The 23428-nt window shown below is 72.1% G+C and carries 18 protein-coding genes; 9 read left to right on the forward strand and 9 right to left on the reverse strand.

Translation table 11 applies throughout. The annotated features are described in order from the left end of the window. Positions 1 to 319: 319 nt before the first annotated feature. Positions 320 to 619 carry a YciI family protein gene (locus tag ABZ128_RS33435; RefSeq protein ID WP_356853435.1) on the reverse strand — a complete coding sequence of 100 codons (300 nt, stop codon included), beginning with the start codon at positions 617 to 619 and terminating at the stop codon, positions 320 to 322. A 25-nt stretch (positions 620 to 644) separates the two neighbouring features. Between ABZ128_RS33435 and ABZ128_RS33440 the strand changes: the two genes are divergently transcribed. Then, positions 645 to 1322: an endonuclease V gene (locus tag ABZ128_RS33440; protein ID WP_356853411.1), complete on the forward strand. Its 678-nt coding sequence runs from the start codon at positions 645 to 647 to the stop codon at positions 1320 to 1322. 16 nt (positions 1323 to 1338) lie between these two features. Here the strand turns inward: ABZ128_RS33440 and ABZ128_RS33445 are convergent, their stop codons facing one another. The 3 genes from ABZ128_RS33445 to ABZ128_RS33455 form a co-directional block, all read right to left on the reverse strand. Then, entirely contained in the window at positions 1339 to 2556 is a 1218-nt protein-coding gene (locus tag ABZ128_RS33445; RefSeq protein ID WP_356853413.1) for a saccharopine dehydrogenase NADP-binding domain-containing protein, read from the reverse strand. Positions 2557 to 2679: 123 nt separating this feature from the next. Further along, complete coding sequence (locus tag ABZ128_RS33450; RefSeq protein WP_356853414.1) at positions 2680 to 4299, reverse strand: PKD domain-containing protein; 1620 nt, start codon at positions 4297 to 4299, stop codon at positions 2680 to 2682. Positions 4300 to 4541: 242 nt separating this feature from the next. Further along, positions 4542 to 6221, reverse strand: a complete 1680-nt coding sequence (locus ABZ128_RS33455; RefSeq protein WP_356853415.1) for a hypothetical protein — start codon at positions 6219 to 6221, stop codon at positions 4542 to 4544. Between the two features lie 218 nt (positions 6222 to 6439). Between ABZ128_RS33455 and ABZ128_RS33460 the strand changes: the two genes are divergently transcribed. From ABZ128_RS33460 to ABZ128_RS33485, 6 genes are all read left to right on the forward strand, one after another. Continuing rightward, positions 6440 to 6832 (forward strand): MmcQ/YjbR family DNA-binding protein, encoded by a 393-nt coding sequence (locus ABZ128_RS33460; RefSeq protein WP_356853417.1) that lies wholly within the window; start codon positions 6440 to 6442, stop codon positions 6830 to 6832. A 97-nt stretch (positions 6833 to 6929) separates the two neighbouring features. Next, entirely contained in the window at positions 6930 to 8066 is a 1137-nt protein-coding gene (locus ABZ128_RS33465) for a CaiB/BaiF CoA-transferase family protein (protein WP_356853418.1), read from the forward strand. Next, on the forward strand, positions 8066 to 9091 hold the full coding sequence (locus ABZ128_RS33470; RefSeq protein ID WP_356853420.1) for an LLM class F420-dependent oxidoreductase: 1026 nt from the start codon (positions 8066 to 8068) through the stop codon (positions 9089 to 9091). The genes ABZ128_RS33465 and ABZ128_RS33470 overlap by 1 nt, the downstream gene beginning before the upstream one ends. 9 nt (positions 9092 to 9100) lie before the next feature. Continuing rightward, the gene (locus ABZ128_RS33475) at positions 9101 to 10243 is read left to right on the forward strand and encodes an acyl-CoA dehydrogenase family protein (protein ID WP_356853421.1); all 1143 of its coding nucleotides are present in this window, start codon (positions 9101 to 9103) and stop codon (positions 10241 to 10243) included. Between the two features lie 60 nt (positions 10244 to 10303). Beyond that, positions 10304 to 11518: an acetyl-CoA C-acetyltransferase gene (locus ABZ128_RS33480; protein ID WP_356853423.1), complete on the forward strand. Its 1215-nt coding sequence runs from the start codon at positions 10304 to 10306 to the stop codon at positions 11516 to 11518. Positions 11519 to 11564: 46 nt separating this feature from the next. Continuing rightward, on the forward strand, positions 11565 to 13736 hold the full coding sequence (locus tag ABZ128_RS33485) for a 3-hydroxyacyl-CoA dehydrogenase NAD-binding domain-containing protein (RefSeq protein WP_356853424.1): 2172 nt from the start codon (positions 11565 to 11567) through the stop codon (positions 13734 to 13736). Positions 13737 to 13835: 99 nt separating this feature from the next. On the opposite strand, the gene ABZ128_RS33490 is transcribed toward ABZ128_RS33485, so the two are convergent. From ABZ128_RS33490 to ABZ128_RS33505, 4 genes are all read right to left on the reverse strand, one after another. Next, positions 13836 to 14852: an antibiotic biosynthesis monooxygenase gene (locus ABZ128_RS33490; protein ID WP_356853425.1), complete on the reverse strand. Its 1017-nt coding sequence runs from the start codon at positions 14850 to 14852 to the stop codon at positions 13836 to 13838. Then, positions 14849 to 17575 (reverse strand): molybdopterin cofactor-binding domain-containing protein, encoded by a 2727-nt coding sequence (locus ABZ128_RS33495; RefSeq protein WP_356853426.1) that lies wholly within the window; start codon positions 17573 to 17575, stop codon positions 14849 to 14851. Before ABZ128_RS33495 ends, ABZ128_RS33490 begins: the two co-directional genes overlap by 4 nt. Then, positions 17572 to 18399, reverse strand: a complete 828-nt coding sequence (locus ABZ128_RS33500; RefSeq protein ID WP_356853427.1) for an FAD binding domain-containing protein — start codon at positions 18397 to 18399, stop codon at positions 17572 to 17574. The genes ABZ128_RS33495 and ABZ128_RS33500 overlap by 4 nt, the downstream gene beginning before the upstream one ends. Before the next feature lie 204 nt (positions 18400 to 18603). Beyond that, the gene (locus ABZ128_RS33505) at positions 18604 to 19332 is read right to left on the reverse strand and encodes a MerR family transcriptional regulator (protein ID WP_356853429.1); all 729 of its coding nucleotides are present in this window, start codon (positions 19330 to 19332) and stop codon (positions 18604 to 18606) included. A gap of 108 nt (positions 19333 to 19440) precedes the next feature. On the opposite strand from ABZ128_RS33505, the gene ABZ128_RS33510 reads away from it, so the two are divergent. Continuing rightward, on the forward strand, positions 19441 to 21285 hold the full coding sequence (locus tag ABZ128_RS33510; protein ID WP_356853431.1) for an AMP-dependent synthetase/ligase: 1845 nt from the start codon (positions 19441 to 19443) through the stop codon (positions 21283 to 21285). 69 nt (positions 21286 to 21354) lie between these two features. On the opposite strand, the gene sph is transcribed toward ABZ128_RS33510, so the two are convergent. After that, a complete protein-coding gene (gene sph, locus ABZ128_RS33515) occupies positions 21355 to 22344 on the reverse strand; it encodes a sphingomyelin phosphodiesterase (protein ID WP_356853432.1) in 990 nt (329 codons plus the stop codon). A gap of 128 nt (positions 22345 to 22472) precedes the next feature. Here sph and ABZ128_RS33520 point away from each other — a divergent pair. Next, positions 22473 to 23428, forward strand: a 956-nt coding sequence (locus ABZ128_RS33520; protein ID WP_356853434.1) for an oxygenase MpaB family protein, incomplete at its 3' end; no start/stop codon positions are given.

The raw sequence follows: 23428 nt of genomic DNA on the forward strand, positions 1-23428 counted from the left end.
CTCCTTCGTCGCGTCGCTTCGCGATGGCCTTCGGCCACCCCTGACCGCCCGGCCCGCCCCGGAAAGACAACAGACTGCCGGGAAGCCCCCGAGGAATGGCCGGGGGCACGTGTTCCGGGGCGGGCCCGTCAGGGATGGGCGGGCCGGTTTCCGGTGCCCGGTTCCTCGTTCGGGGTCGAGGGGTCCTGTGGAGCCTCGTCCGGTCGAGCCGCAGGCGGTGCCGGCCCGGGGCAGGGCCATCCGGTGGCGGGCGATCCGGTGGCGGGTGCGGCACTTCATGACCATCAGCCCGGCGGGGCTCTGCGGCAGGGGGTCGCTTCTAGGTGACCGGGCGTTCGCGGACCGGGGACAGGTCCGTCGAGGTCTTCGTCGCGATGAACTCCGTGATGCGGTACGTGCAGACCCCGGCCACGGTGAAGGGGTCTTCCTCCGCGATGCGTTCGACCTCCGCGCGGGAGATTCCGTGGGCCAGGATGACGCCTCCGTCGCGCGGGACCTTGCGGCCCGAGGCGAGGAAGACGCCCGACGCGTAGTAGGAGTCCAGCCAGGCGATGTGGGCGTCCATCTCCTCTTCGACGGCTTCGACGGGCGCGGTGTAGGTGAGCTCCATGACGAACATGATCGCCAGGCTACTCTCGCTGCTCATGACGAGTGTGAAGACCCCCGCCGACGCGGCCGAGGCCCGGGCGATACAGGACGAACTGCGCCATCACGTCGTGCTCGACGAGCCGGGGCCGCCGCCCGGGCGCGGGCTCGTCGCGGGTGTGGACGTGGCCTACGACGACGAGCGCGACCTGGTCGCCGCCGCGGCCGTCGTCCTCGACGCGGCCACACTGGAGGTCGTCGAGGAGGCGACCGCCGTCGGGCACGTCAGCTTCCCGTACGTCCCGGGCCTGCTCGCCTTCCGTGAGCTGCCCACTGTGCTCGCCGCCCTCGACGCGCTGGCCGCCCCGCCCGGACTCGTCGTGTGCGACGGCTACGGGCTCGCGCATCCGCGGGGCTTCGGTCTCGCCTGCCACCTGGGGGTGGTGACCGGGCTGCCCAGCATCGGCGTCGCGAAGAACCCGTTCACCTTCACCTACGACGAGCCGGGCGCCCGGCGGGGCGAGGCGGCCCCGCTGCTCGCGGCCGACGGATCCGTCGTCGGGCGGGCGCTGCGGACCCAGGACGGGATCAAGCCGGTGTACGTGTCCGTCGGCCACCGGGTCTCGCTGGACAACGCCTGCGCCCACGCCCTCGCGCTGAGCCCGCGCTTCCGGATCCCCGAAACCACCCGGCACGCCGATTCCCTGTGCAGGCGGGCGCTGCGCGAGGCCTCCTGACCCCGGCGGCCCGAACTCACCGTGCGTGGGCCACCCGGAAGCGGATCCCCGCCTTCTGGAGCCGGTCCAGCAGGGCGTCACCCATCGCGACGGCGGTGGTGAGCTGGCCGGCCCGCTGCGGCAGGGCGTCGTAGGCCAGGCACAGGGCCGACTCGGCCAGCATCTTGGCGGTCTCCCCGTAGCCCGGGTCGCCGCCCGAGACCTCGGTGAACACCCGGCGGCCGCCGCCCTCGCCGACGAAGCGGACGGTGAACCAGCTGCGGGCGCGCCGCTCCGCGTCCGGGCCCCGGCCCGGCTCCCAGCGGTTCATCAGCCACCGCCGCGCGGCCGGGACCTGCGCGAGGGCCGCCGTCGCGCCCACCGCCGCCGTACCGCCCACGGCGACCGGGAGGTGCTTGACGGAGGCGTACTGCCGGTAGCGGAAGTCCGGGCCGTACCGCTCCAGCGCGGCCGCCGAGCGGGTCACGATCCGGGCGTCCAGCGTCGGCAGCGGCAGGGCCCAGGTGCCGGTCTCCCGGCTGAACCGCGGCGCTCCCAGCGGTCCCCGTACCCTTCGGCCGTGCAGCCGGGGCTCGTGCAGCCGCCGCTCGTGGGCCGCGGCCAGGGTCTGCGGCCCGCGGCCCATCGCGGTGAGGGCGGAGGCGAGGGTGCCGCCCGAGAAGAGGGCGTTGGACCGCATGAAGCCGTCCACCTGGAGGGGAACCCCCTGCGGCAGCTGCCCGACGGTGAAGTAGGCGCCCAGGTCGGCCGGGATCGAGTCGAAACCGCAGGCGTGCACCAGCCGCGCCCCGGTCTCGCGGGCGCGCGCGTCGTGTGCGACGTACATCCGGTCCACGAACTCCGGCTCGCCGGTGAGGTCCACGTAGTCCGTGCCTGCCCGGGCGCAGGCGGCGACGAGCTCCGCCCCGTGGAGGACGTACGGGCCGACGGTCGTGGCCAGGACCCGGGTGGAGGCGGCCAGCTCCCGTACGGCGTCCGGATCCGCCGCGTCCGCCCGGAGCAGCGGCAGGTCCGCGCAGGCCGGGTCGAGCGCGGCGAGCTGCTCGCGCAGCCGCTCCAGCTTGCCGGGGTCCCGGCCGGCGAGGGCCCAACGGCAGCCGGCGGGGGCGTGCGCGGCGAGGTAGGCGGCGGTCAGGGCGCCCACGAACCCGGTCGCGCCGAAGAGCACGATGTCGTACGTCCGTTCGCCGCCGCCCGTGGCGGCCCGATCGGTCTGCTGAACCTCTTCGTTCATCACGGCTCCTCCCAGCTCGCTGTTGGTGGCTGAGGCTAGCGCGGGGCGGACGGTGCACGACCGGCGCCCCGGGATCGGCGTGTGGCCGGTCCCGGGGCGCGGTGATCAGGGCTTACCGGTGGTTCAGTTGTCCTCGTACATGCCGAAGACGTCGACGATGAGGTCCATGTCGCCGTAGCTCTGGTTCCAGAAGTCGACGATGCCGGTCGTGCCGGTACCGGCCTGGACCAGGTTCGGGACGGTCTTGCCCACGGTCCAGTTCAGGGTGGAGGAGTTCGGCTCCGGCGGCCGGACGGCCGTGTTGCCGTCGTAGGCCTCCAGCGAGTTCGGGTCGGGCGTGACGGCGAGGAAGCCGGTGTCCTTCGTGTTGGTCACGGTGGTGTTCAGGACGAAGCCCTTGATGTCGGGCTGGCCGGCAGCGAGGTCCGCCCAGATGTAGTTGCGGCCGTCCAGCGGGCCCTCGTTGCCCTCGCGGGTGTCGATGGCGCGGACGGGTGCGAAGGGCAGGTAGGCGCTGGTGCTCTTGGGGCTGTAGTAGCCGACGACGTCGACGATGACGTCGGCCGGGTTCCAGCCGCCGTTGCGGACGCTGATCTTGCCGTCCGGGCCGACGGGGACGATCACCGAGTTGGCGATGGTCTGGCCGGTCGTGAAGTTCACGTTGGACGCGGTGGGCGCCGACTGCCCGCTCGGGTAGACGGTCAGGTGGCCGTCGCTCCTGGGGTTGGTGACCGTCACGTTCAGCGCCACGGCCGTGACGCCGGAGGCGGGCACCTGGCCCACGCCGCTGATCTGGGTGCTGAAGCTGCCGTAGCCGGCGAGCTGGCCCTTGGCGGTGCCCAGGCCCGAGCGGGTGTCCACGAAGCGGGCCGGCGTCAGCGGGGTGTAGCCGCTGGAGGCGGTGTGCGTGAAGTAACCGGTGACGTCGGCGATGAGGTCGACCGACTCCCAGCCGCCGTTGTAGAGGTCCACGTAGCCGTTCTCGCCCACCGGCACGATGACCAGGTTGGGGACGGTCTGTCCCGGGACGAAGTTGACGTTCGAGGTGGTCGGACGCTCGTCGCCGTCGGCGAAGGCGGTGATGTGGCCGCCGCTGGTGGTGTTGGTGACGGTGACGTTCAGGACGACCGCCGTGACGCCGGCCGGAATGCCGCCGTTGCCGCCGATCTTCAGCCGCGAGGAGGTGTACGGGGCGACCTTGGCCTTCGGGGCGCCCGTACCGCTACGGGTGTCCAGCAGGCGGGTCGGGCCGTACGCGGTGTAGTCGGAGCCCTCCGTGCTGACCGCGACCTCGTTGCTGACGGAGGTGTTGGCGGCCTTGTCCGTCACGGTCACCTTGACCGTGTAGGTGCCGACCTCGGCGTAGGTGTGGTCCGACACCACGACCTCGGTGCCGTTGGCCGTGGCCGGGCTCGTGGTGCCGTCGCCCCAGGCCACGGTCACGTCGAGCGGGGTGTCCGCGCTGGTGATGGAGGTCTCCAGCTCGATGCCGTGCGCGCTGAGGGCGAAGGCCTCCAGGCCGACGGCGAGGGTCGGGTTGCCGGCGGCGGTGGCGGTGGCGCCGTCCGCGGCCAGGGTCTGCGGGGCCGACGTCCGGCTCTTGGCGGCCGGCAGGGTCTGCCGGGTCGACTTCGAGGCGGGGCTGGTGAACTTGGTGCCCTTCGACAGGCCGGCCTCGGCCAGGTCGGGCGTGCTCACGCCGTGGCCCTTGCCGTCGGCCGGGGCGCCGTCCGCGTGGGCCATGCCCGGTATGAGAGAAATGCCGGCCGCGAAAACGGCGGCCGATGCTGCGAGTCGGCGGTATGACACCGAGCCCCCTATGGTTCATGAGCCCCTTGAGCAGGGCTGAAAGCCCGCTCAGAGTACATAGCTCCTGAGCGGCCGCTCACGGGCCCCCGCCCCGTGGCCGCCGCCACGGCGGGCAGCGCCCCGGAAGCGGCGTGGAGGCCGCTTCCGGGGCGCTGTGAACAGGGCTTGCGCGGGGTTCAGTTGTCCTCGTAGAAGCCGAACATGTCGACGATGAGGTCGATGTCGCCGTCGCTCTGGTTCCAGAAGTCGATGACCCCGGTGGAGCCGGTGCTCGCCTGGACCAGGTTCGGCACGGTCTTGCCGACGGTCCAGTTCAGGTTGGACGACGTGGGCTCGGGCGGCCAGACGTCCCAGCCGTTGTCGTACGCCTCCTTGGTGTTCGGGTCCGGCGTGACGGCGAGGTAGCCGTTGTCCCTGGTGTTGGTCACCGTGGTGTTCAGCACGTACCCCCTGTCGTTGGGGTACTTCGAGCCGAGGGGCATGTAGACGTAGCCGCGGCCGCCCAGCGGGCCCCAGGCCCAGTCGCTGGTGTCGCGGGTGTCGAGCAGCCGGAACGGCTCCGTGGGGCGGTAGGCGCTCGTGCTGGTCGGGCTGTAGTAGCCGACGACGTCGACGATGACGTCGGCCGGGTTCCAGCCGCCGTTGCGCACGTTGATCTTGCCGTCCGGGCCGACGGGGACGATCACCGAGTTGGCGATGGTCTGGCCGGTCGTGAAGTTCACGTTGGACGCGGTGGGCGCCGACTGCCCGCTCGGGTAGACGGTCAGGTGGCCGTCGCTCCTGGGGTTGGTGACCGTCACGTTCAGCGCCACGGCCGTGGCGTTCGCCCCGACGCCGCGCAGACCGGTGATCTGGGTGCTGAAGGTGCCGTAGCCGGCGAGCTGGCCCCGGGCGGTGCCGAGGCCCGAGCGGGTGTCGACGAAGCGGGCCGGAGCCATCGGGGTGTAGCCGCTGGACGCGGTGTGGGTGAAGTACCCCGCGACGTCGGCGATGAGGTCGACCGACTCCCAGCCGCCGTTGTAGAGGTTGACGTAGCCGTCGGCGCCGACCGGCACGATGACCAGGTTCGGGACGGTCTGTCCCGGGGCGAAGTTGACGTTCGACGTGGTCGGGAGCGAGCCGCCGCTGGCGTAGGCCGTGACGTGGCCCCCGCTGGTGGTGCCGGTGACCGTGACGTTGAGGGCCACGGCGGTCACACCGGCCGGGATGCCCCCGTTGCCGCCGATCTTCACGCGGACCGGGCTGTACGGGGCGACCTTGTGCTGCGCGGCGCCGGTCCCGTAGCGGGTGTCGAGGAGGCGGGTCGGGCCGTACGGGGTGTAGTCGGACCCCGCGGTGGTGACGGTGAGCGTGTTGGTGACCGAGGTCTGGGCGGCGGAGTCCTCGACCGTGACGGTGATGAGGTACGTGCCCACCTCGGCGTAGTTGTGCGGCATCGTCTCCACGCGGGATCCGCTGACGCCGAAGCTCTGCTTCCACCCGTTGTCGCCCCAGTCGATGGTGACGGAGAGGCTCTGGCCGGGCTCGCCCGTGACGCTGGTCTCCAGCGAGATCCCGTGGGCGCTGGTGGCCTTGCCGTTCAGCGCGACCGTGTACGTCGGTTCGGCGGCGGTGCCCTGGGCCTGCGCGGCGGCGGCCTTGGAGGCGCCGGACGCCGGGGCGGCCGACTTCACGGCGTGGCCGGCCGGGCTGGTGAAGGCCGGAAGCTTCGACGCCTTGGCCGCGGCCAGGTCGGGTGCGCTGACCCCGTGCGCCTTGCCGTCCACCGGGCCGTCGGCCGCGTGGGCCGTGCCCGGTACGAAGGATATGCCGGCCGCGAGAACGGCGGCGGTTGCTGCGATTCGGCGATGAGACACCGAGTCCCCCCACATGTCGGTGCGGCCCTTGATCAGGGCCGGAAACCCGCCCAGAGTACATAGCCGCCCGGCACCCGCTCACAGGGGTTTCCGTGTCGGCCGGCCGCGCCCCCGGCCGGCCTCCGGTCCGGTTGCCCGGCCGGTGTCCGCGCCCGGCGTTAGCGTGGGGGCGACTGTCCGTGCGCGCAGGCCGCGGCCTGCGGTGAGTGGAGGCGTCCATGAAGGCTGCGGTGCGCAAGTGGGAGGCGGTGCGGGAGTTCGCCCGGGGCCTGCCGGAGGCGGTCGAGGAGTACCCGTGGGGTCCGGAGGACTGCGTGGTGAAGGTCAACAAGAAGATCTTCGTCTTCCTGGGCAACGCGGACGGCCCCGGCGCGCCCGGGCTCTCCGTGAAGCTCAAGGACGAGGCCCTCCACGGCCATGCGATGACCGCCCCGGGGGCGGAGCCGACCGGGTACGGGCTGGGGCGGGCGGGCTGGGTCTCCCTCCCGCTCGGGGAGAAGGGCGCGCCGTCCGTGGAGGTGCTGTGCGAGTGGGTGGAGGAGAGCTACCGCACGGTGGCCCTCAAGCGGCACCTGAAGGAGCTCGACGCCCGGAACGCGTCAAACGGCTAAGCGCTTGCTCTTGTGCGAAGTGGAACACGTTCCTAGCATCACCGGTGTTACATCAGTTGTGTCACACAGCGCGTCGGCTACGGATGCTGGAGGTTCGATGGCAGTGCCAGGCAAGGGCCCGCTCGCGGGCGTGCGCGTCGTCGAACTCGCGGGCATCGGCCCCGGCCCGTTCGCCGCCATGCTCCTCGCCGACCTGGGTGCCGACGTGGTCCGGGTGGACCGCCCGGGCGGGGGCGGCCTCGCGATCGACCCGGCCTACGACGTCACCAACCGCAACAAGCGCTCCGTCCTGGTCGACCTGAAGTCCCCCGAGGGCCGCGCCCGGGTACTGGAGCTCGCGGAGCGGGCCGACGTGCTCATCGAGGGCTTCCGCCCCGGCGTGGCCGAGCGGCTCGGCGTCGGCCCGGCCGACTGCCACGCCCGCAACCCGAAGCTCGTCTACGGCCGGATGACCGGCTGGGGCCAGGACGGCCCGCTCGCCCACACGGCGGGACACGACATCGCCTACATCGCCGTCACCGGCGCCCTCGGCATGATCGGCGATCCGGGCGGTGCCCCGGCCGTCCCCGCCAACCTCGTCGGGGACTACGCGGGCGGCTCCCTCTACCTGGTCATCGGCGTCCTCGCCGCCCTCCGGCACGCCGGCACCCCCGAGGGGACCGGCCAGATCGTCGACGCGGCCATCGTCGACGGCACCGCCCACCTCACCGCCATGATCCACGGCATGATGGCCGCGGGCGGCTGGCAGGACCGCCGCGGAGCCAACCTGCTCGACGGCGGCTGCCCCTTCTACGGCACCTACGAGACCTCCGACGGCCAGTACATGGCGGTCGGAGCGCTGGAGCAGCAGTTCTACGACACCTTCGTGGAGCTGCTCGGCATCGAGGACCGGGCCCCCGCCCGCAAGGACCTGGCCCGCTGGGGAGAGCTGCGCGAGGCCGTCGCCGCATGCTTCAAGTCCCGTACGCGCGACGAGTGGACGGCGGTCTTCGAGGGCACGGACGCCTGCGTGGCGCCCGTGCTGTCCCTGCGCGAGGCCCCGCACCATCCCCACCTGGCCGCCCGCGCCACCTTCACGGACGTCGGCGGGATCACCCAGCCCGCACCGGCGCCCCGCTTCTCCGCGACCCCCGGCGCCGTCACCTCGGGTCCGGCCCTGCCGGGAGCCGACACCGCATCCGTGGCCCGCGACTGGAACGTGCCGGGCCTGCTCGGGAAGGACGGGGACGCCTGATGGAACTGTCCATGATGCTCGACTACGCCGGGGACCCGCGCCGCGCCGCCGACGAGGCCGCGGCGCTGGAGTCGGCCGGCCTCGACGCGGTGTGGGTCGCCGAGGCCTGGGGCTTCGACTCCCCGACGATCATGGGATATCTGGCGGCCCGCACCGAGCGCCTGAAGATCGGCTCCGCCATCCTCAACGTCTACTCCCGCACACCCGCCCTCATCGCCCAGACGGCGGCCGGCCTGGACGCCGTGTCCGGCGGCCGGGCCCTGCTGGGCCTGGGGGCCTCCGGGCCGCAGGTCGTCGAAGGCTGGCACGGCACACCGTACGACCGGCCCCTCGGCCGCACCCGCGAGACGGTCGAGCTGTGCCGTCGCATCTGGCGGCGCGAGACCATCGACCACCACGGCATCACCGACATGCCGCTGCCGCCCGAGAAGGGCGGCCGGCACGGCAAGCCGCTGAAGCTGCTCACCCGCCCGGTCCGCGACCGCGTCCCCGTCTACATCGCCTCGCTCGGCCCGGCGAACGTGCGGATGACCGCGGAGATCGCGGACGGCTGGCTGCCCACCCTCTACATCCCCGAGAAGGCCGGCGCCGTGTGGGGAGCCTCCCTCGCCGAGGGCGCCGCCCGGCGCTCCCCGGAGCTCGCCCCGCTCGAAACCGTCGCGGGCGGTCTGCTGGCCATCGGCGAGGACGCCGCCGCCGTACGGGACCGGGCCCGGCCCCAGATCGCCCTGTACGTCGGCGGGATGGGGGCGGTCGGCAAGAACTTCTACAACGACCTGGCCGTCGCCTACGGCTACGAGGAGGAGGCCCGGAAGATCCAGGAGCTCTACCTCTCCGGGCGCAAGCGCGACGCGGCCGCCGCCGTCCCCGACGAGTTCTGCGAGCTCATGACGCTGTGCGGACCGGAGAGTTACGTACGCGAGCGGGTCGAGGCCTTCCGCGCGGCGGGGGTCACCATGCTCAACGTCACGCCCGTCGGCCCCGAGCCGGCCCGACTGATCGAAACCGTCAAGAGCTGGCTCTAGGGGGCCCCGATGCAACGCCGCATCTTCGACGCCGACCACGAGGCGTTCCGCGAGACCGTCCGCACCTTCCTCGCCAAGGAGGTGCTGCCGCACTACGAGCAGTGGGAGAAGGACGGCATCGTCAGCCGCGAGGCCTGGCGGGCCGCCGGCCGGCAGGGCCTGCTGGGCCTGGCCGTCCCCGAGGAGTACGGAGGCGGCGGGAACACCGACTTCCGCTACGCCGCGGTGATCGCGGAGGAGTTCACCCGGGCGGGTGCGCCCGGGCTGGCGATCGGCCTGCACAACGACATCATCGGGCCGTACCTGACCTCGCTGGCCACCGAGGAGCAGAAGCAGCGCTGGCTGCCCGGCTTCTGCTCGGGCGAGACCATCACCGCCATCGCGATGACCGAGCCCGGCGCCGGCTCGGACCTCCAGGGCATCCGCACGAGCGCCGAGGACCGCGGGGACCACTGGGTGCTCAACGGGTCGAAGACCTTCATCTCCAACGGCATCCTCGCCGACCTGGTGATCGTGGTCGCGAAGACCACCCCCGAAGGCGGGGCGCACGGCCTGTCCCTGCTGGTCGTCGAGCGCGGCACGGAGGGCTTCGAGCGCGGCCGCAACCTCGACAAGATCGGCCAGAAGGCGCAGGACACCGCCGAGCTGTTCTTCCACGACGTACGCGTGCCCAAGGAGAACCTGCTCGGCGAGCTGAACGGCGCCTTCGTCCACCTGATGACCAACCTCGCGCAGGAGCGCATGGGCATCGCGATGGCCGGCATCGCCGCCGCCGAGTACCTCTTGGAGATCACCACCGGGTACGTCAAGGAGCGCGAGGCCTTCGGCCGGCCCCTCTCCAAGCTCCAGCACGTCCGGTTCGAGATCGCGGAGATGGCCACCGAGTGCGCCGTCACCCGCGCCTTCCTGGACCGCTGCATCGTCGACCACTCGAACGGCGAGCTGGACCACGTCCACGCCTCGATGGCGAAGTGGTGGGCCACCGAGCTCCAGAAGCGGGTCGCCGACCGCTGCCTGCAACTGCACGGCGGATACGGCTACATGAGCGAATACCGGGTCGCACGGGCCTTCACCGACGGCCGCATCCAGACCATCTACGGCGGTACGACCGAGATCATGAAGGAGATCATCGGTCGTTCCCTGCTCGGCTGAGACCGGCACCACCGGCCGGCCGGCACGACCGGCTGAACCCTCCCTCGAAAGGCTTGACCAGTGAGCACCGAAGCGTACGTGTACGACGCGATCCGCACGCCGCGCGGCCGCGGCAAGGCCAACGGATCCCTGCACGGCACCAAGCCGATCGACCTGGTGGTCGGCCTGATCCACGCCCTGCGCGAGCGCAACCCCGGACTGGACCCGGCCGCCATCGACGACATCGTCCTCGGTGTCGTCGGCCCGGTCGGCGACCAGGGCTCCGACATCGCCCGGATCGCGGCCATCGCCGCCGGGCTCCCGGACACGGTGGCCGGGGTGCAGGAGAACCGCTTCTGCGCCTCCGGTCTGGAGGCGGTCAACCTGGCCGCCGCGAAGGTCCGCTCCGGCTGGGAGGACCTGGTCCTCGCGGGCGGCGTGGAGTCCATGTCCCGGGTCCCGATGGCCTCCGACGGCGGGGCGTGGTTCAACGACCCGATGACGAACTGGGACGTCAACTTCGTCCCCCAGGGCATCGGTGCCGACCTGATCGCCACCATCGAGGGCTTCTCGCGGCGCGACGTGGACGAGTACGCCGCCCTCTCCCAGGAGCGCGCCGCCACCGCCGTCAAGGAGGGCCGCTTCGCACGCTCCGTGGTCCCGGTCACCGACCGCAACGGCCTGGTCGTCCTGGACCACGACGAGTTCATCCGCCCGGGCACGACGGCCGACACCCTCGCCAAGCTCAAGCCCTCCTTCGCCGACATCGGCGAGCTCGGCGGCTTCGATGCCGTCGCCCTCCAGAAGTACCACTGGGTCGAGAAGATCGACCACGTCCACCACGCGGGCAACTCCTCGGGCATCGTCGACGGCGCCTCCCTCGTCGCCATCGGCTCCCGCGAGGCGGGCGAGCGGGCCGGCCTGACCCCGCGCGCCCGGATCGTCTCGGCCGCCGTGTCCGGCTCCGAGCCCACCATCATGCTCACCGGTCCCGCCCCGGCCACCCGCAAGGCACTCGCCAAGGCCGGCCTGACCATCGACGACATCGACCTGGTCGAGATCAACGAGGCCTTCGCCGGCGTCGTCCTGCGCTTCGTCAAGGACATGGGCCTGTCCCTCGACAAGGTCAACGTCAACGGCGGCGCCATCGCGCTCGGCCACCCGCTCGGCGCCACCGGCGCGATGATCCTCGGCACCCTCGTCGACGAACTGGAGCGCCAGGACAAGCGCTACGGCCTCGCCACGCTGTGCGTCGGCGGCGGCATGGGCGTGGCCACCGTCGTCGAACGCCTCTGAACCCGTCCTGCACCCCGAGCCCACCCCCGACACGGAAGTAGCGAACATGAGCGAGTCCACCACGATCCGCTGGGAGCAGGACGAGACCGGCGTCGTCACCCTGGTCCTCGACGACCCCGACCAGTCCGCCAACACCATGAACCAGGCCTTCAAGGACTCCATCGCGGCCGTCGCCGACCGCGCCGAGGCCGAGAAGGACTCCATCCGGGGCATCATCTTCACCTCCGCCAAGAAGACCTTCTTCGCGGGCGGCGACCTCAAGGACATGATCCGGCTGCGTCCCGAGGACGCGCAGCTCGCCTTCGACACCGGCACCGCCATCAAGGCCTCGCTGCGCCGCATCGAGACCCTCGGCAAGCCGGTCGTCGCCGCCATCAACGGCGCCGCCCTCGGCGGCGGGTACGAGATCTGCCTGGCCTCCCACCACCGCATCGCCCTCGACGCCCCCGGCTCGAAGATCGGCCTGCCGGAGGTCACCCTCGGCCTGCTCCCGGCCGGCGGCGGCGTCACCCGTACCGTGCGCCTGATGGGCATCGCCGACGCGCTGCTCAAGGTGCTGCTCCAGGGCACCCAGTACAACCCGCAGCGCGCCCTGGACAACGGCCTCGTCCACGAACTGGCCGCCACGCCCGAGGAGATGCTGGCCAAGGCCCGCGCCTTCATCGACGCGAACCCCGAGTCGAAGCAGCCCTGGGACGTCCCCGGCTACAAGATCCCCGGCGGTACGCCTTCCAATCCGCGGTTCGCCGCGAACCTCCCGGCGTTCCCCGCCAACCTGAAGAAGCAGCTCAACGGGGCTCCCTACCCGGCGCCGCGCAACATCCTCGCCTGCGCCGTCGAGGGCGCCCAGGTGGACTTCGACACGGCGCTGACCATCGAGGCCCGCTACTTCACCGAGCTGGTCACCGGGCAGACCGCCAAGAACATGATCCAGGCGTTCTTCTTCGACCTGCAGGCCGTCAACGCCGGCCGCAGCCGCCCCCGCGGCGTCGAGCCGCGCAAGGTCAGGAAGGTCGCCGTCCTCGGCGCCGGCATGATGGGCGCCGGCATCGCCTACTCCTGCGCCCGCGCGGGCATCGAGGTCGTGCTCAAGGACGTCACCCCCGAGGCCGCGGCCAAGGGCAAGGCGTACTCCGAGAAGCTGCTCGACAAGGCGCTCGCCAAGGGCCGTACGACCGAGGCCCGGCGCGCCGAGCTGCTCGCCCGGATCACCCCGACCGCGGACGCCGCCGACCTCGCGGGCTGCGACGCCGTGATCGAGGCGGTCTTCGAGGACACCGCGCTCAAGCACCGGGTGTTCCAGGAGGTCCAGGACGTGATCGCGCCGGACGCGCTGCTCTGCTCCAACACCTCCACGCTGCCCATCACCGGGCTCGCGGAAGGGGTGCGGCGCCCCGCCGACTTCATCGGCCTGCACTTCTTCTCGCCCGTCGACAAGATGCCGCTCGTGGAGATCATCAAGGGGGAGCGCACCGGCGACGAGGCCATCGCCCGCGCCTTCGACCTCGTACGGCAGATCAACAAGACGCCGATCGTGGTCAACGACTCGCGCGGCTTCTTCACCTCGCGCGTCATCGGCCAGTTCATCAACGAGGGCGTGGCCATGGTCGGCGAGGGCATCGAGCCGGCCTCGATCGAGCAGGCCGCGGCGCAGGCCGGCTACCCGGCGAAGGTGCTGTCCCTCATGGACGAGCTCACCCTGACCCTCCCGCGCAAGATCCGCAACGAGACCCGCAAGGCCGTCGAGGCCGAGGGCCGGGAGTGGACCGCCCACCCCGCCGACACGGTCATCGACCGGATGGTCGACGAGTTCGACCGTCCGGGGCGCAGCGGCGGGGCCGGTTTCTACGAGTACGACGAGGCGGGCAAGCGCGCCCGCATCTGGCCCGGCCTGCGCGAGCACTTCGCGAAGCCCGACGCCGGCATCCCCTTCGAGGACATGAAGGAGCGGATGCTCTTCTCCGAGGCGCTGGACACCGTCCGCTGCCTCGACGAGGGCGTCCTGACCTCGATCGCCGACGCCAACATCGGCTCCATCATGGGCATCGGCTTCCCGGCCTGGACCGGCGGGGTGATCCAGTACATCAACGGCTACGAGGGCGGCCTGCCGGGATTCGTGGCCCGGGCGCGTGAGCTGGCGGCCCAGTACGGCGAGCGGTTCACCCCGCCGGCCTCGCTGATCGAGAAGGCCGAGCGCGGGGAGACGTACGCCGACTAGTACGGCGACGCGGTGCCGGGTGCCGGGTGCCCGGTGCCCGGTGAGCGGGAAGGCCGGCCGGATCCCCTCCGGCCGGCCTTGCCGCTGCGCGGCGCCCGTTCAGGGCAGGGTCCAGAACTGCCGCGTGACGAGGTAGAAGACGACGACCCAGAACGCCATCGCCGCGGCGACGATGCCGAGCCCGACCGCGTTGGTGCGCGCCCGCGACTCGTCCGGTGAGGGCCGCAGCCACCTCCTGAGCAGCGGGTTCACGTAGTACGGCATCGTGATGAAGCTCATGATGAGGCTCGACAGCAGGTTGCCCACGAGCAGTCCGAGCCAGATCGGCCACTTCAGCGGCGACAGGGCGAGCGCCAGCAGCACGACGGTCGGGTACAGGCCGACCCACACCGCGATGGAGGTCTTGGCCTCCGAGGGCGGCGGCGCCTCCCTGCCGTTCTCCTCGAAGGCGAACCAGCTGCCGAACGAGTTGTCGATCGTGCGCAGCCTGAAGTCGTCGAACTTCTCCCCCTCGGCGAGGATCTGCCGCCGTTTCTCCGACGTCAGCCAGGCGTCGAGGTGTTCGGCGTTGTCGTAGCGGTAGAGGGTGGTCCATTCGTCCTGCAGGCCCTCGACGGGGCGGAAGATCTCGGTGCCGCGGAACCCCTCGAACCTGCTCTCCTCCTCGGTCATGCGGCGCTGCCAGTCGAGGAAGTCGTCGACGTGGTCGGGGCGGACGCGGTGGGTCACCACGACGGTCACGAGCGGGTCCGTCGGCTGCGTGCCGCCGCTGATCACCTGCTGGGTCCCGGGGCCGTCGAAGAGCTCCTCGCCGATGTCGAGGAACCGCTGCCGGGTGGCGCCGTTGATCCACGCCTGGAGGTGGGCGACCGAGTCGAAACGGAAGACGACCACCCAGTCGGGCTGCAGGTCGGTGGGCGGGGAGACCTCCGCGCCGAGGTGTCCGGGGTACCGGGCGGCGGCGGCGTTGACCTCCTCCTGCCACTTCTCGTACGCGCGCTCCATGCCCGGCCGGACCTTGCGGCCGATGATGACCGTGGCCGCCGCCTCCGCCGCCTCCGCCGCCTCGGCCGTCCGCGCGGGTCGTGCGGGCTTCGCGGGCCCCGAGGGCGTCATCGTCCCGGGCCCGTCCGTGCCGCCTGGCCCTCACCCAGCCGGCTGTAGATCCGCTCCGGAGTCAGGGGCAGCTCGCGGTAGCGGACACCGGTGGCGTCGCGGAGCGCGTTCGCCAGGGCCGGTGCCACCGGGTTGATGCAGCATTCCGCCATCCCCTTCGCCCGCATGGGCCCGACGGAGTCCGACGAGCCCACCAGCAGCACGTCGGTGCGGGGCACGTCGGCGTAGGTGGGGATCCGGTAGTTGCGGAGGTTCGGGTTGACCATGACACCGTCCGCGTCGACCCGGTGGTTCTCGGTCAGCGCGAAGCCGATGCCCTGGGCCACACCGCCGTCCACCTGTCCCCGGACCTGCTCCGGGTTGATGATCACGCCGGCGTCGGTGGCCTGGACGCTGTACAGGATGCGGATCTCGCCCGTCATCCGGTGGACGGCGACCCGGAAGCCCTGGGTGTTGGAGGTGACGCTGCGGGGCGAGCCGTAGGCCTTGCGGGCGGCGGTGAACCGGATGCCACGGGCCCGGGCCAGGGCGACCAGCCCGGCGAGCGGGACCCGCTCGTCCCCGCACATGACGTGGTCGTCGTCCATCGAGCACATCACGACGTGGACGCCCGTGTGCGCGGCGGCGAACTCCAGGATGCGGTCGCGCACCGCGTTGGCCGCCCGGAGCACCGCGTTGCCCGCCACGAACAGCCCGGCGCTCGCGAAGGCGCCGGTGTCGAATCCCGTGTGGGCGGTATCGGACTGCACCAGGCGGATCCGCGAGGGTGTCGTGCCCAGCTGGGCGGCCGCGATCTGCACGTGCGCGGTCGACGTGCCCTCGCCGAATTCGACGGTGCCGACGGCCACTTCGTACACGAGGTCGTCGCCGAGCGTGACCCAGGCCTCGGAGATGTGCTCCGTCGGGGGCGCGGTCTCGTGCATCGAACTCGCCACGCCGACCCCCACCATCCACCCGGGACCGGGGGACGGCTGATCGGCCGTACGGGCCAGCTCACCGGCCACGAGGTCGATGCACTTGGCGAGCCCGTCCTCGTTGAACGTCACGTCGTCGGGACCTTCGTGCATCGCGACGAGCGGATCACCGGGACGCACGATGGTGCGGCGTCGCAGTTCGAGCGGGTCCATGTGCAGGGCCAGGGCCAGCTCGTCCATCGCCGATTCCACGGCGAAGGCCGGCTGAGTCATCCCGTACCCGCGCAGCGCCCCGCTCGGGACGGTGTTGGTGTAGACGGAGTACGCGTCGTACTTCTTGTTGGGGCAGCGGTACATCATGACCGCGGCGCCGCCCGCGTAGAGCGTCTCGCCGCCGTGGTTGCCGTAGGCGCCCGTATTGGACACGTTGCGCACCTGGAACGCCGTGAGCGTGCCGTCCGCCTTGGCGCCGAGCTTGACCGTCAGCTTCATCGGGTGCCGTGGCGAAGCCGTGGTGAACTCCTCCTCGCGCGTGTACTCCAGGCACACGGGCCGCCCGGTGTCCAGGGCGGCGAGCGCGACGAGGTCCTCCGAGATGACCTCCTGCTTGCCGCCGAAACCGCCGCCGACGCGCTTGCAGAACACGCGCAGCTGGTCCGGGCGGAGCGCGAAGAGGTAGGAGAGTTTGACCTTCGCGATCGACGGCGACTGCGAACTGGTGCGGACGTTCAGCACCCCGTCCTCCATCCAGGCGATGGAGCCGTGGGTCTCCAGGTGCGCGTGCTGGACGCGCGGTGAGAAGTACGTGCCCTCGTGGACCACGTCGGCCGCGGCGAAGCCGGCGTCGACGTCGCCGATGTGCGAATGGATCTCCAGCAGCAGGTTGTGGACGGAGTCGCGCACGAAGGGGTCCTCCGAACCGTGCAGGCGGGGCGCGCCGTCGGCCATGGCCTCCTCGGGGTCGAAGACCGCGGGCAGCACCTCGTAGTCCACGGCCAGCCTCCGGCAGCCCTCCTCGGCCGCACCGACCGTGTCGGCGAGGACGACGGCGACGCGCTGGCCGACGAAGCGGACCGTGTCGTCGAGGATGTAGGTGTCGTCCGGGTCCACGAGGTGATCGGTGTGTATCGCCGTGGTGAAGCGCCTGCGGGGCACGTCCTCCCAGGTGTAGACGCGGTGCACGCCGGGGACCGCGAGCGCGGCGCTCTTGTCGACCGAGACGATCCGGGCGTGCGCGTGGGGCGAGTGCAGCACCTTCAGGTGCAGCATGCCCTCCATGCGGGTGTCCATCGTGAACTCGGCCCGGCCGGTCACCACCTCCTCGGCCGCCGGTGCGCCGACGCTGGTGCCCACGGCCTTTCCGGGGGCGGCCGACTGCACGCCGACGACGCCGTTCACGGCGTCCTCGATCGCCCGGTAGCCGGTGCAGCGGCAGAGGTTGCCCTTCAACGCCCTTGGCAGGTCCCTCTTCTGGTCCTCGGTGAACGTCGCAGCTGTCATGATCATCCCGGCGGTGCAGAAGCCGCACTGGAACCCGGGGGCGTCCCGGAACCGGCGCTGCACGGGATGCAGGTCGCCGGGGGAGCCGAGGCCCTCGATCGTGGTCACCTCCCGGCCCTCCGCGCGGAAGGCCGGGGTGATGCAGCTGTGCACCGGGACGCCGTCCAGCCACACCGTGCACGCACCGCAGTCGCCCGCGTCGCAGCCCTTCTTGACGCCGAAGTGGCCGAGGGCGCGCAGGAAGGTGCGCAGGCACTGGCCGGGGGCCGGCTCTTCGTCGAAGCTCCTGCCGTTCACGAGGTAGGTCATGGCGAACTCCCGGCCATGAGTTCGCCGCGGATCTCCTCGGCGAAGTGCCGTGTCAGGTGGCGACGGTGGTCGGGCGTCCCGTTGGGGTCGGCGAACCAGACGTCGGCGGGGACGGCGTCGATGCTCTCCTGCAGGGTCCCGGCATCGGGCATGGTGTCGAAGGCGAAGCGGACGGGCCGCGTGGTGCCTGCGGTGACGGTGAGCAGCAGATCGCTCGTTCCGGGGGTCTGCGTACCGATGAGGAACACGGTCGAACGGCCGAGCCGGGTGAGCGTGAAGCGGCGGTGCGCGGCGCGTTTGCGCAGGGCGTGCGCCGGGATCCGGATGCGGCGCAGCACGTCGCCGGGGGCGAGGACGTTGCGGTGGTCGCCGGTCACGAAGTGGAGGGAGTCCACGGTGCGCACGGACCCGTCGGCGGCCCACAGCTCGTACCCTGCCTCCAGCGCGACCGTCAGCGTGATCATCGGGCCGGCGGGCAGGGACATGCAGATGTTTCCGCCGACGGTGGCCGCGTTCCAGACCTTGAACGAGGACAGGAAGGCCTCGCAGGCCGTGGCGATCATGCCGCCCGCGAGCCAGTCGCGCGGTGGTACGAAGGCGTGCAGGTCGCGGATGGTGCACGTCGCGCCGATCTCCAGGCCCGCGCTGCTCGCTACGAGGGGCTCCCAGGGCAGCGCGGTGAGGTCGACCAGCCTGCGCAGCTCCGGCTGTTCGGCCGAGAACAGCCAGGTGCCGCCCGCGAGCCAGGCGTCTCCCGCCCGCCAGTCGGCGCCGGGGCGGTCGGAAGGCGGCCGCACGACTTCGGTGATGGTGTTGAGGTCCATGTCGGTGTCACCCGCCCGGTGCGCGCTGGGAGCGGTGCCACGCCGGGCGGCGGAATCGCCGATGGACCGTCGCGGCCGGGACCGCCCGATCGAGGAGGGATTGGCGGACGCGGGGATTCCTCTCCAGCGTACCCAGCACGACCAGGGCCCGCGCGGGCAAGGGGAGCCGTCGCCGGACCCCCGTCGTCCGTCACCGGTCCGCCGTCAGTCCTCGCCGGAGACGAACGCCGCCCGCAGTTCCTCCTTCAGCGACCGCTGGAAGGCGGTCACCAGCGCCTGCACCACCATCGGCTGCATGTGCGCGGACAGCGCCTTCATCGACTCCACCCGCTCCGGATCGCTCTCGCCCCGCGTGAACGGCCCCCACACCTCGTCCCGGAACAGCGCCGTCAGCTCGTGCGCCGCCGTCCGGGCGTGCTCCAGCAGCACCTTGCGCGCCACGAGGATCGTCTCGTGGGCGATCGGTACGTCGAGCAGCGCGACGCCGAGCCGCAGCAGCCCCACGTCCACCCGGAAGCCCTCCGGCGTCGGGGCCACCACGTTCATCGCCGTCAGCCGCCGCAGATCGCCGTCCGTCAGCGTCCGCCCCGCCCGCTTCTCCAGCTCCTCCCGGGAGGACTCCAGCGCCGAGTCGGGGGCCCATGTGGCCACCAGCGCCCGGTGGATCGCCAGGTCGTGGGCGCTCAGGTCGTCCGGGAGCGCGTCCAGGTAGCGCTGGATGGCCGACAGCGTCATGCCCTGGTGCTGCAGTTCCTCGATCAGCGCGAGCCGCGAGACGTGCTCGGGGCCGTAGTGGCCCACCCGACGGGGCCCGATCACGGGAGGGGGCAAAAGGCCGCGGGTGCTGTAGAACCGTACGGTGCGGACGGTCACACCCGCCCGGGCGGCGAGCTCGTCGACGGTGAGCGCGGGCCCGGGTGCCTGGGTGGTCATGGTCTCCGCCTCGCTCTCTGCTGCGCACGCTTTTCAGTCGTCCAGCCTCGGTACAGCTTCAACAGTATTGCTGTCGCACCAACGATGTGAAACGGCCAGGAGCTGCCCATGACCACGAACCTGCGACTGCCCGGACCCGCCGGAGAACTCACCCTCCCCGCCCTGCTCGCCCGCAACGCCGCCGAACACGGCGGTCTGCCCGCCCTCTCGTGGCGTACGGGCGAAACCGAATGGACGACGCTGACCTGGTCGGAAGTCCGCCGCACGGTGGCCGTCCTCGCCTCCGGGTACGCCGCGCTCGGCGTCGAACGCGGCGAACACGTCCTGATCATGATGGGCAACCGCCCCGAGCACTGGCTCAGCGACCTCGCCCTTGTCCACCTCGGCGCCGTCCCCGTCACCGTGTACGGGACCTCCGCGCCGGAGCAGATCGCCCACATCGCCCGCCACAGCCGGGCCCGGTTCGCCCTCGTCGAAGGCGCCCGCGAACTGGTCCGGTGGGAACCGCTGCTCGCCGACGCCACCGTGCCGCTGGAGCGGCTCGTCGTGGCCGAGGCCGACAGCCTGGCCGGCGGCAGTCCCCACGGCACGTACGGCTCCCTGTACGCGAGCGGCGCCCGGCTGCACCGCGCCGACGCCTTCGAGAAGGCGTGGCGGGAGACCCGCCCCGAGGACCCGCTCACCGTCGTCTACACCTCGGGCACGACCGGCGACCCCAAGGGCGTCCGGCTCACCCACCGCAACATCCTGCTCCAGTCCGTGCGCCTCGACCGGCGGGTGGAACTGCCCGAGCACGCCGAGCACATCTGCTACCTGCCGTTCGCGCACATCGCGGAGCGGATCCTCGGCATCTACCTGCCGCTGCTGCGGGCCGCGCACGTACGCCTCGTCGCCGACCCGGCCGCCGTGGCGCTCGCCGTCCGCGAGCTGCGTCCGGTGCAGTTCTTCGGCGTACCCCGGGTGTGGGAGAAACTCGCCGCGTCCGTCCGCGCGGTGCTGTCCCGGCTCCCGGCCGGCCAGCGGGAGGCCATCGAGGCCGCGAACGACGTCGCCCGCGCCCGCGCCGGCCACCGGGAGCGCGGCGAGGCGGTTCCGGCCGCGCTCGAAGCCTCGTACGCGGAGGCCAAGGAGCGGGTGCTGGACCCGCTGCTGGGCCGGGCGGGGCTGGACCGGCTGCTGTGGACGGCCAGCGCCACCGCACCGATGCCGATCGACGTGGTCCGGTTCTGGGCGGGCTGGGGGATCACCATCATGGACGCCTGGGGGCTCACCGAGACCTCCGGCGTGTGCACCGTCAACAGCCCGGACGGCTTCCGGCTGGGCTCGGTCGGACGCCCGATCGAGGGGCTGGAACTGCGGCTCGCCGAGGACGGGGAGATCCTCGCGCGGGGCGAGACCGTCTTCGCGGGCTACCTGCGCCCGGACGGCTCGGTGGAGCGCGCGCACGACGCCGAGGGCTGGTTCGCCACCGGGGACGTCGGCCGCATCGACGAGGACGGCTTCCTCTGGCTCACCGACCGCAAGAAGGAGCTGATCATCACCTCGACCGGGAAGAACGTCTCGCCGGCCCTGGTGGAGAACACCGTCAAGGAGCACCCGCTGATCGGCCAGGCCCTGGTGCACGGCGACGGCCGCTCCTACCTGGTCGCCCTGCTGGTCCTGGACCCGGAGATGGCTCCCGCCTGGGCCGCCGCGCGGGGCATCGAGGCCGGCTCACCGGCCCTGCTCGCCCGCCACCCGGCCGTCCGGGAGGAGGTCGCCCGCGCCGTCGAGGCCGCGAACGCCCGCCTCAACCGCACCGAGCAGATCAAGCGGTACCGGCTGCTGGCCGAGGAATGGGGCCCGGAGTCCGGGGAGTTGACGCCCTCGCTCAAGCTGCGCCGCCGCATCGTGCGGGAGAAGTACGGTGCGCTGATCGACGCCCTGTACGCCGAGCCGCACGCGGCGGACTGACCCCGCCCGGGACCGCGTGCAGGAGCCGCCGCACCCGGCGGGCGGACCGGGTGCGGCGGGGGCCGGAGGCTACCTGCCGATCAGCGGGTAGTGGTCCGAGAGGTTGGAGTAGGTGTAGGACGTGCCCCAGCTGGAGACCGTCCAGGGCGCCGACTCCTCCTTGACCACGTTGTTCTCCCAGCCCGCGGGGCGGGCGTTGCCCTTGCGGTAGAGGACGTAGTCCAGGTCCTCGCGCGGGTCGCTCGGGTAGCGGTAGTGGGCGATCGAGTTCAGCGCGGTGTCGAAGGAGTACGGGTGGCCCGTGCGCGTGTCCGCGTCGGCGAGGTCGGCGTTGGCGAGCATCGAGGCGAACTCGGGGCTGCGCGAGTCGACGTTCATGTCCCCCGCGACGATGACCTGTTCGCCGGCCGGGATGTTCTTGCCGTCCAGGAAGGCGTCGATCGCCCGGAACTGGCGGGCGCGCATGTCGGCCGCCTCGCCCGCGGCGCAGCCCGAGTCGGTGGACTGGGCGTGGGTGCCCACCACGTGGACCCTGGTGCCGTTCACGTTCAGCACCACATAGGCGAAGCCCTTGTTGGACCACCAGTCGGCGCCGCAGGCGTCCTTGTAGACGACCTGCTCCTTGCGCAGGATCGGCCACTTGCTGAGCACCGTGACGCCGCCGTCCTCCGGGGTGGTGGAGGAGTAGGCACCGCCCGTGGCGTCCCAGCCGCTCTTGCTGCGGCCGACGACCGGGGTCTGGTACGGGTACCGGGCCGAGGCGTTGGCCTTCAGGGCGTCCGAGGCCCCGTTGTCGAAGGCCTCCTGGAGCACGACCACGTCGTGCCCCTGGAAGAAGGAGGCCCTGGGTATCTCCGAAGCCCGGTGGTCCTGACCCCAGTTGGGGTAGAGGTTCTTGCTCATCAGGAACGTGTTGTACGTCAGGACGCTGAGCCGGGGAGCCGTGGCACTCTCCGAGGCGGTGGCGGCCGGGGCGCCGGCGAGGGTCAGCGCTGCGGCGGCCGTCGCCGCGACGGCCGCGACGGCGGCGCGGCGACCGGTGTGCTTGCTGTGCAGCATGAGGTCTCCATCATTCCTGCGGGGGAGATCGACCCCGTCATCCAAGCAGCCGCGGTTACCTCTGGGTAACACCCGTGACAAGACTTTCTGTCCGGGGCGCGGCGCTTGGGCGCTCGCATACTTGAACCATGAGGAAGACAGAGCTCCCCACCCCCGGACCGGGCCCCGGCCCCCGCACCGCGGCCGCGCGCGAGCCCGAGCCGCCGCCGGCCGGCGGGGTGCTGTGGACCATCTCCGGCGACGTCCGGGCGCTGCTGATGCTGCCCGCCGCCTTCACGATGCAGGTCGCCCATCCCGCCATCGGCGCCGGGGTCGACGCGTACTCGGTCTTCCGCACCGACCCCTGGGGGCGCGGTGAGCGCTCGCTGCGCTCCGTGCAGCTGTGGGTCTACGGCGGGCCCGAAGCCGCCGCCGAAGGGCGCAGGGTGCGCCGGCTGCACAAGGACATCCAGGGCGTCGACACCCGGGGGCGGCGCTACCACTCCCTCGACCCCGCCTGCTACGCCTGGGTGCACGCCACCGGCTTCCCGGTCTACCTCCACGCCGGGCGCTACCTGCTGCGCCGCTTCACCCCCGCCCAGGAGCGGCAGCTCTACCGGGAGTGGCTCCAGGTGGGCCGGATCCTCGGCCTGCGCGACCGGGACATGCCGCAGAGCATCGAGGAGTACTGGCCGTACTACCGCCGGATGCTCGCCGAGGAGATCGAGCCCACCAAGGTCGCCCGGGAACTGGTCGCCACCGACGTGCCGCTGCCGCGGCCCGAGGGCGGCTCCCTGCCGGTGCGGCTGCTGCTGCGGCTCACCTGGCCGGTGCTGCGCAGGGCGTTCCTGCGGCTGCGGGCCTTCGTCACCGTCGGCTACATGCCGCCCGACGCGCGCGCCGCCATCGGGCTGGAGTGGACCCCGGCCCAGGAGCGCAGGCTCCGGCGGTTCAGCACGGCCGTACGGCTCCTGGTGCCGCTGCTGCCGGAGCGGCTGCGGTACCTGCCGCTCGCGCGCGAGGCGCGGGCGCGGTGGCGCCGGCGGGCCCCCGCCCACACGCCCGGCCGGGCCACGCGACGTCCGCGACGCTGGTGCAGGCCGCC

The sequence above is a fragment of the Streptomyces sp. NPDC006326 genome (assembly GCF_040612915.1).
Lineage (GTDB): Bacteria > Actinomycetota > Actinomycetes > Streptomycetales > Streptomycetaceae > Streptomyces.

Excerpts from the sequence above, each read along its gene's own strand:
- ABZ128_RS33435 (WP_356853435.1), bottom strand. The coding sequence starts at position 619 with ATGTTCGTCATGGAGCTCACCTACACCGCGCCCGTCGAAGCCGTCGAA.
- ABZ128_RS33440 (WP_356853411.1), top strand. The coding sequence starts at position 645 with ATGACGAGTGTGAAGACCCCCGCCGACGCGGCCGAGGCCCGGGCGATA.
- ABZ128_RS33445 (WP_356853413.1), bottom strand. The coding sequence starts at position 2,556 with ATGAACGAAGAGGTTCAGCAGACCGATCGGGCCGCCACGGGCGGCGGC.
- ABZ128_RS33450 (WP_356853414.1), bottom strand. The coding sequence starts at position 4,299 with ATGGCCCACGCGGACGGCGCCCCGGCCGACGGCAAGGGCCACGGCGTG.
- ABZ128_RS33460 (WP_356853417.1), top strand. The coding sequence starts at position 6,440 with ATGAAGGCTGCGGTGCGCAAGTGGGAGGCGGTGCGGGAGTTCGCCCGG.
- ABZ128_RS33465 (WP_356853418.1), top strand. The coding sequence starts at position 6,930 with ATGGCAGTGCCAGGCAAGGGCCCGCTCGCGGGCGTGCGCGTCGTCGAA.
- ABZ128_RS33470 (WP_356853420.1), top strand. The coding sequence starts at position 8,066 with ATGGAACTGTCCATGATGCTCGACTACGCCGGGGACCCGCGCCGCGCC.
- ABZ128_RS33475 (WP_356853421.1), top strand. The coding sequence starts at position 9,101 with ATGCAACGCCGCATCTTCGACGCCGACCACGAGGCGTTCCGCGAGACC.
- ABZ128_RS33485 (WP_356853424.1), top strand. The coding sequence starts at position 11,565 with ATGAGCGAGTCCACCACGATCCGCTGGGAGCAGGACGAGACCGGCGTC.
- ABZ128_RS33490 (WP_356853425.1), bottom strand. The coding sequence starts at position 14,852 with ATGACGCCCTCGGGGCCCGCGAAGCCCGCACGACCCGCGCGGACGGCC.
- ABZ128_RS33495 (WP_356853426.1), bottom strand. The coding sequence starts at position 17,575 with ATGACCTACCTCGTGAACGGCAGGAGCTTCGACGAAGAGCCGGCCCCC.
- ABZ128_RS33500 (WP_356853427.1), bottom strand. The coding sequence starts at position 18,399 with ATGGACCTCAACACCATCACCGAAGTCGTGCGGCCGCCTTCCGACCGC.
- ABZ128_RS33505 (WP_356853429.1), bottom strand. The coding sequence starts at position 19,332 with ATGACCACCCAGGCACCCGGGCCCGCGCTCACCGTCGACGAGCTCGCC.
- ABZ128_RS33510 (WP_356853431.1), top strand. The coding sequence starts at position 19,441 with ATGACCACGAACCTGCGACTGCCCGGACCCGCCGGAGAACTCACCCTC.
- sph (WP_356853432.1), bottom strand. The coding sequence starts at position 22,344 with ATGCTGCACAGCAAGCACACCGGTCGCCGCGCCGCCGTCGCGGCCGTC.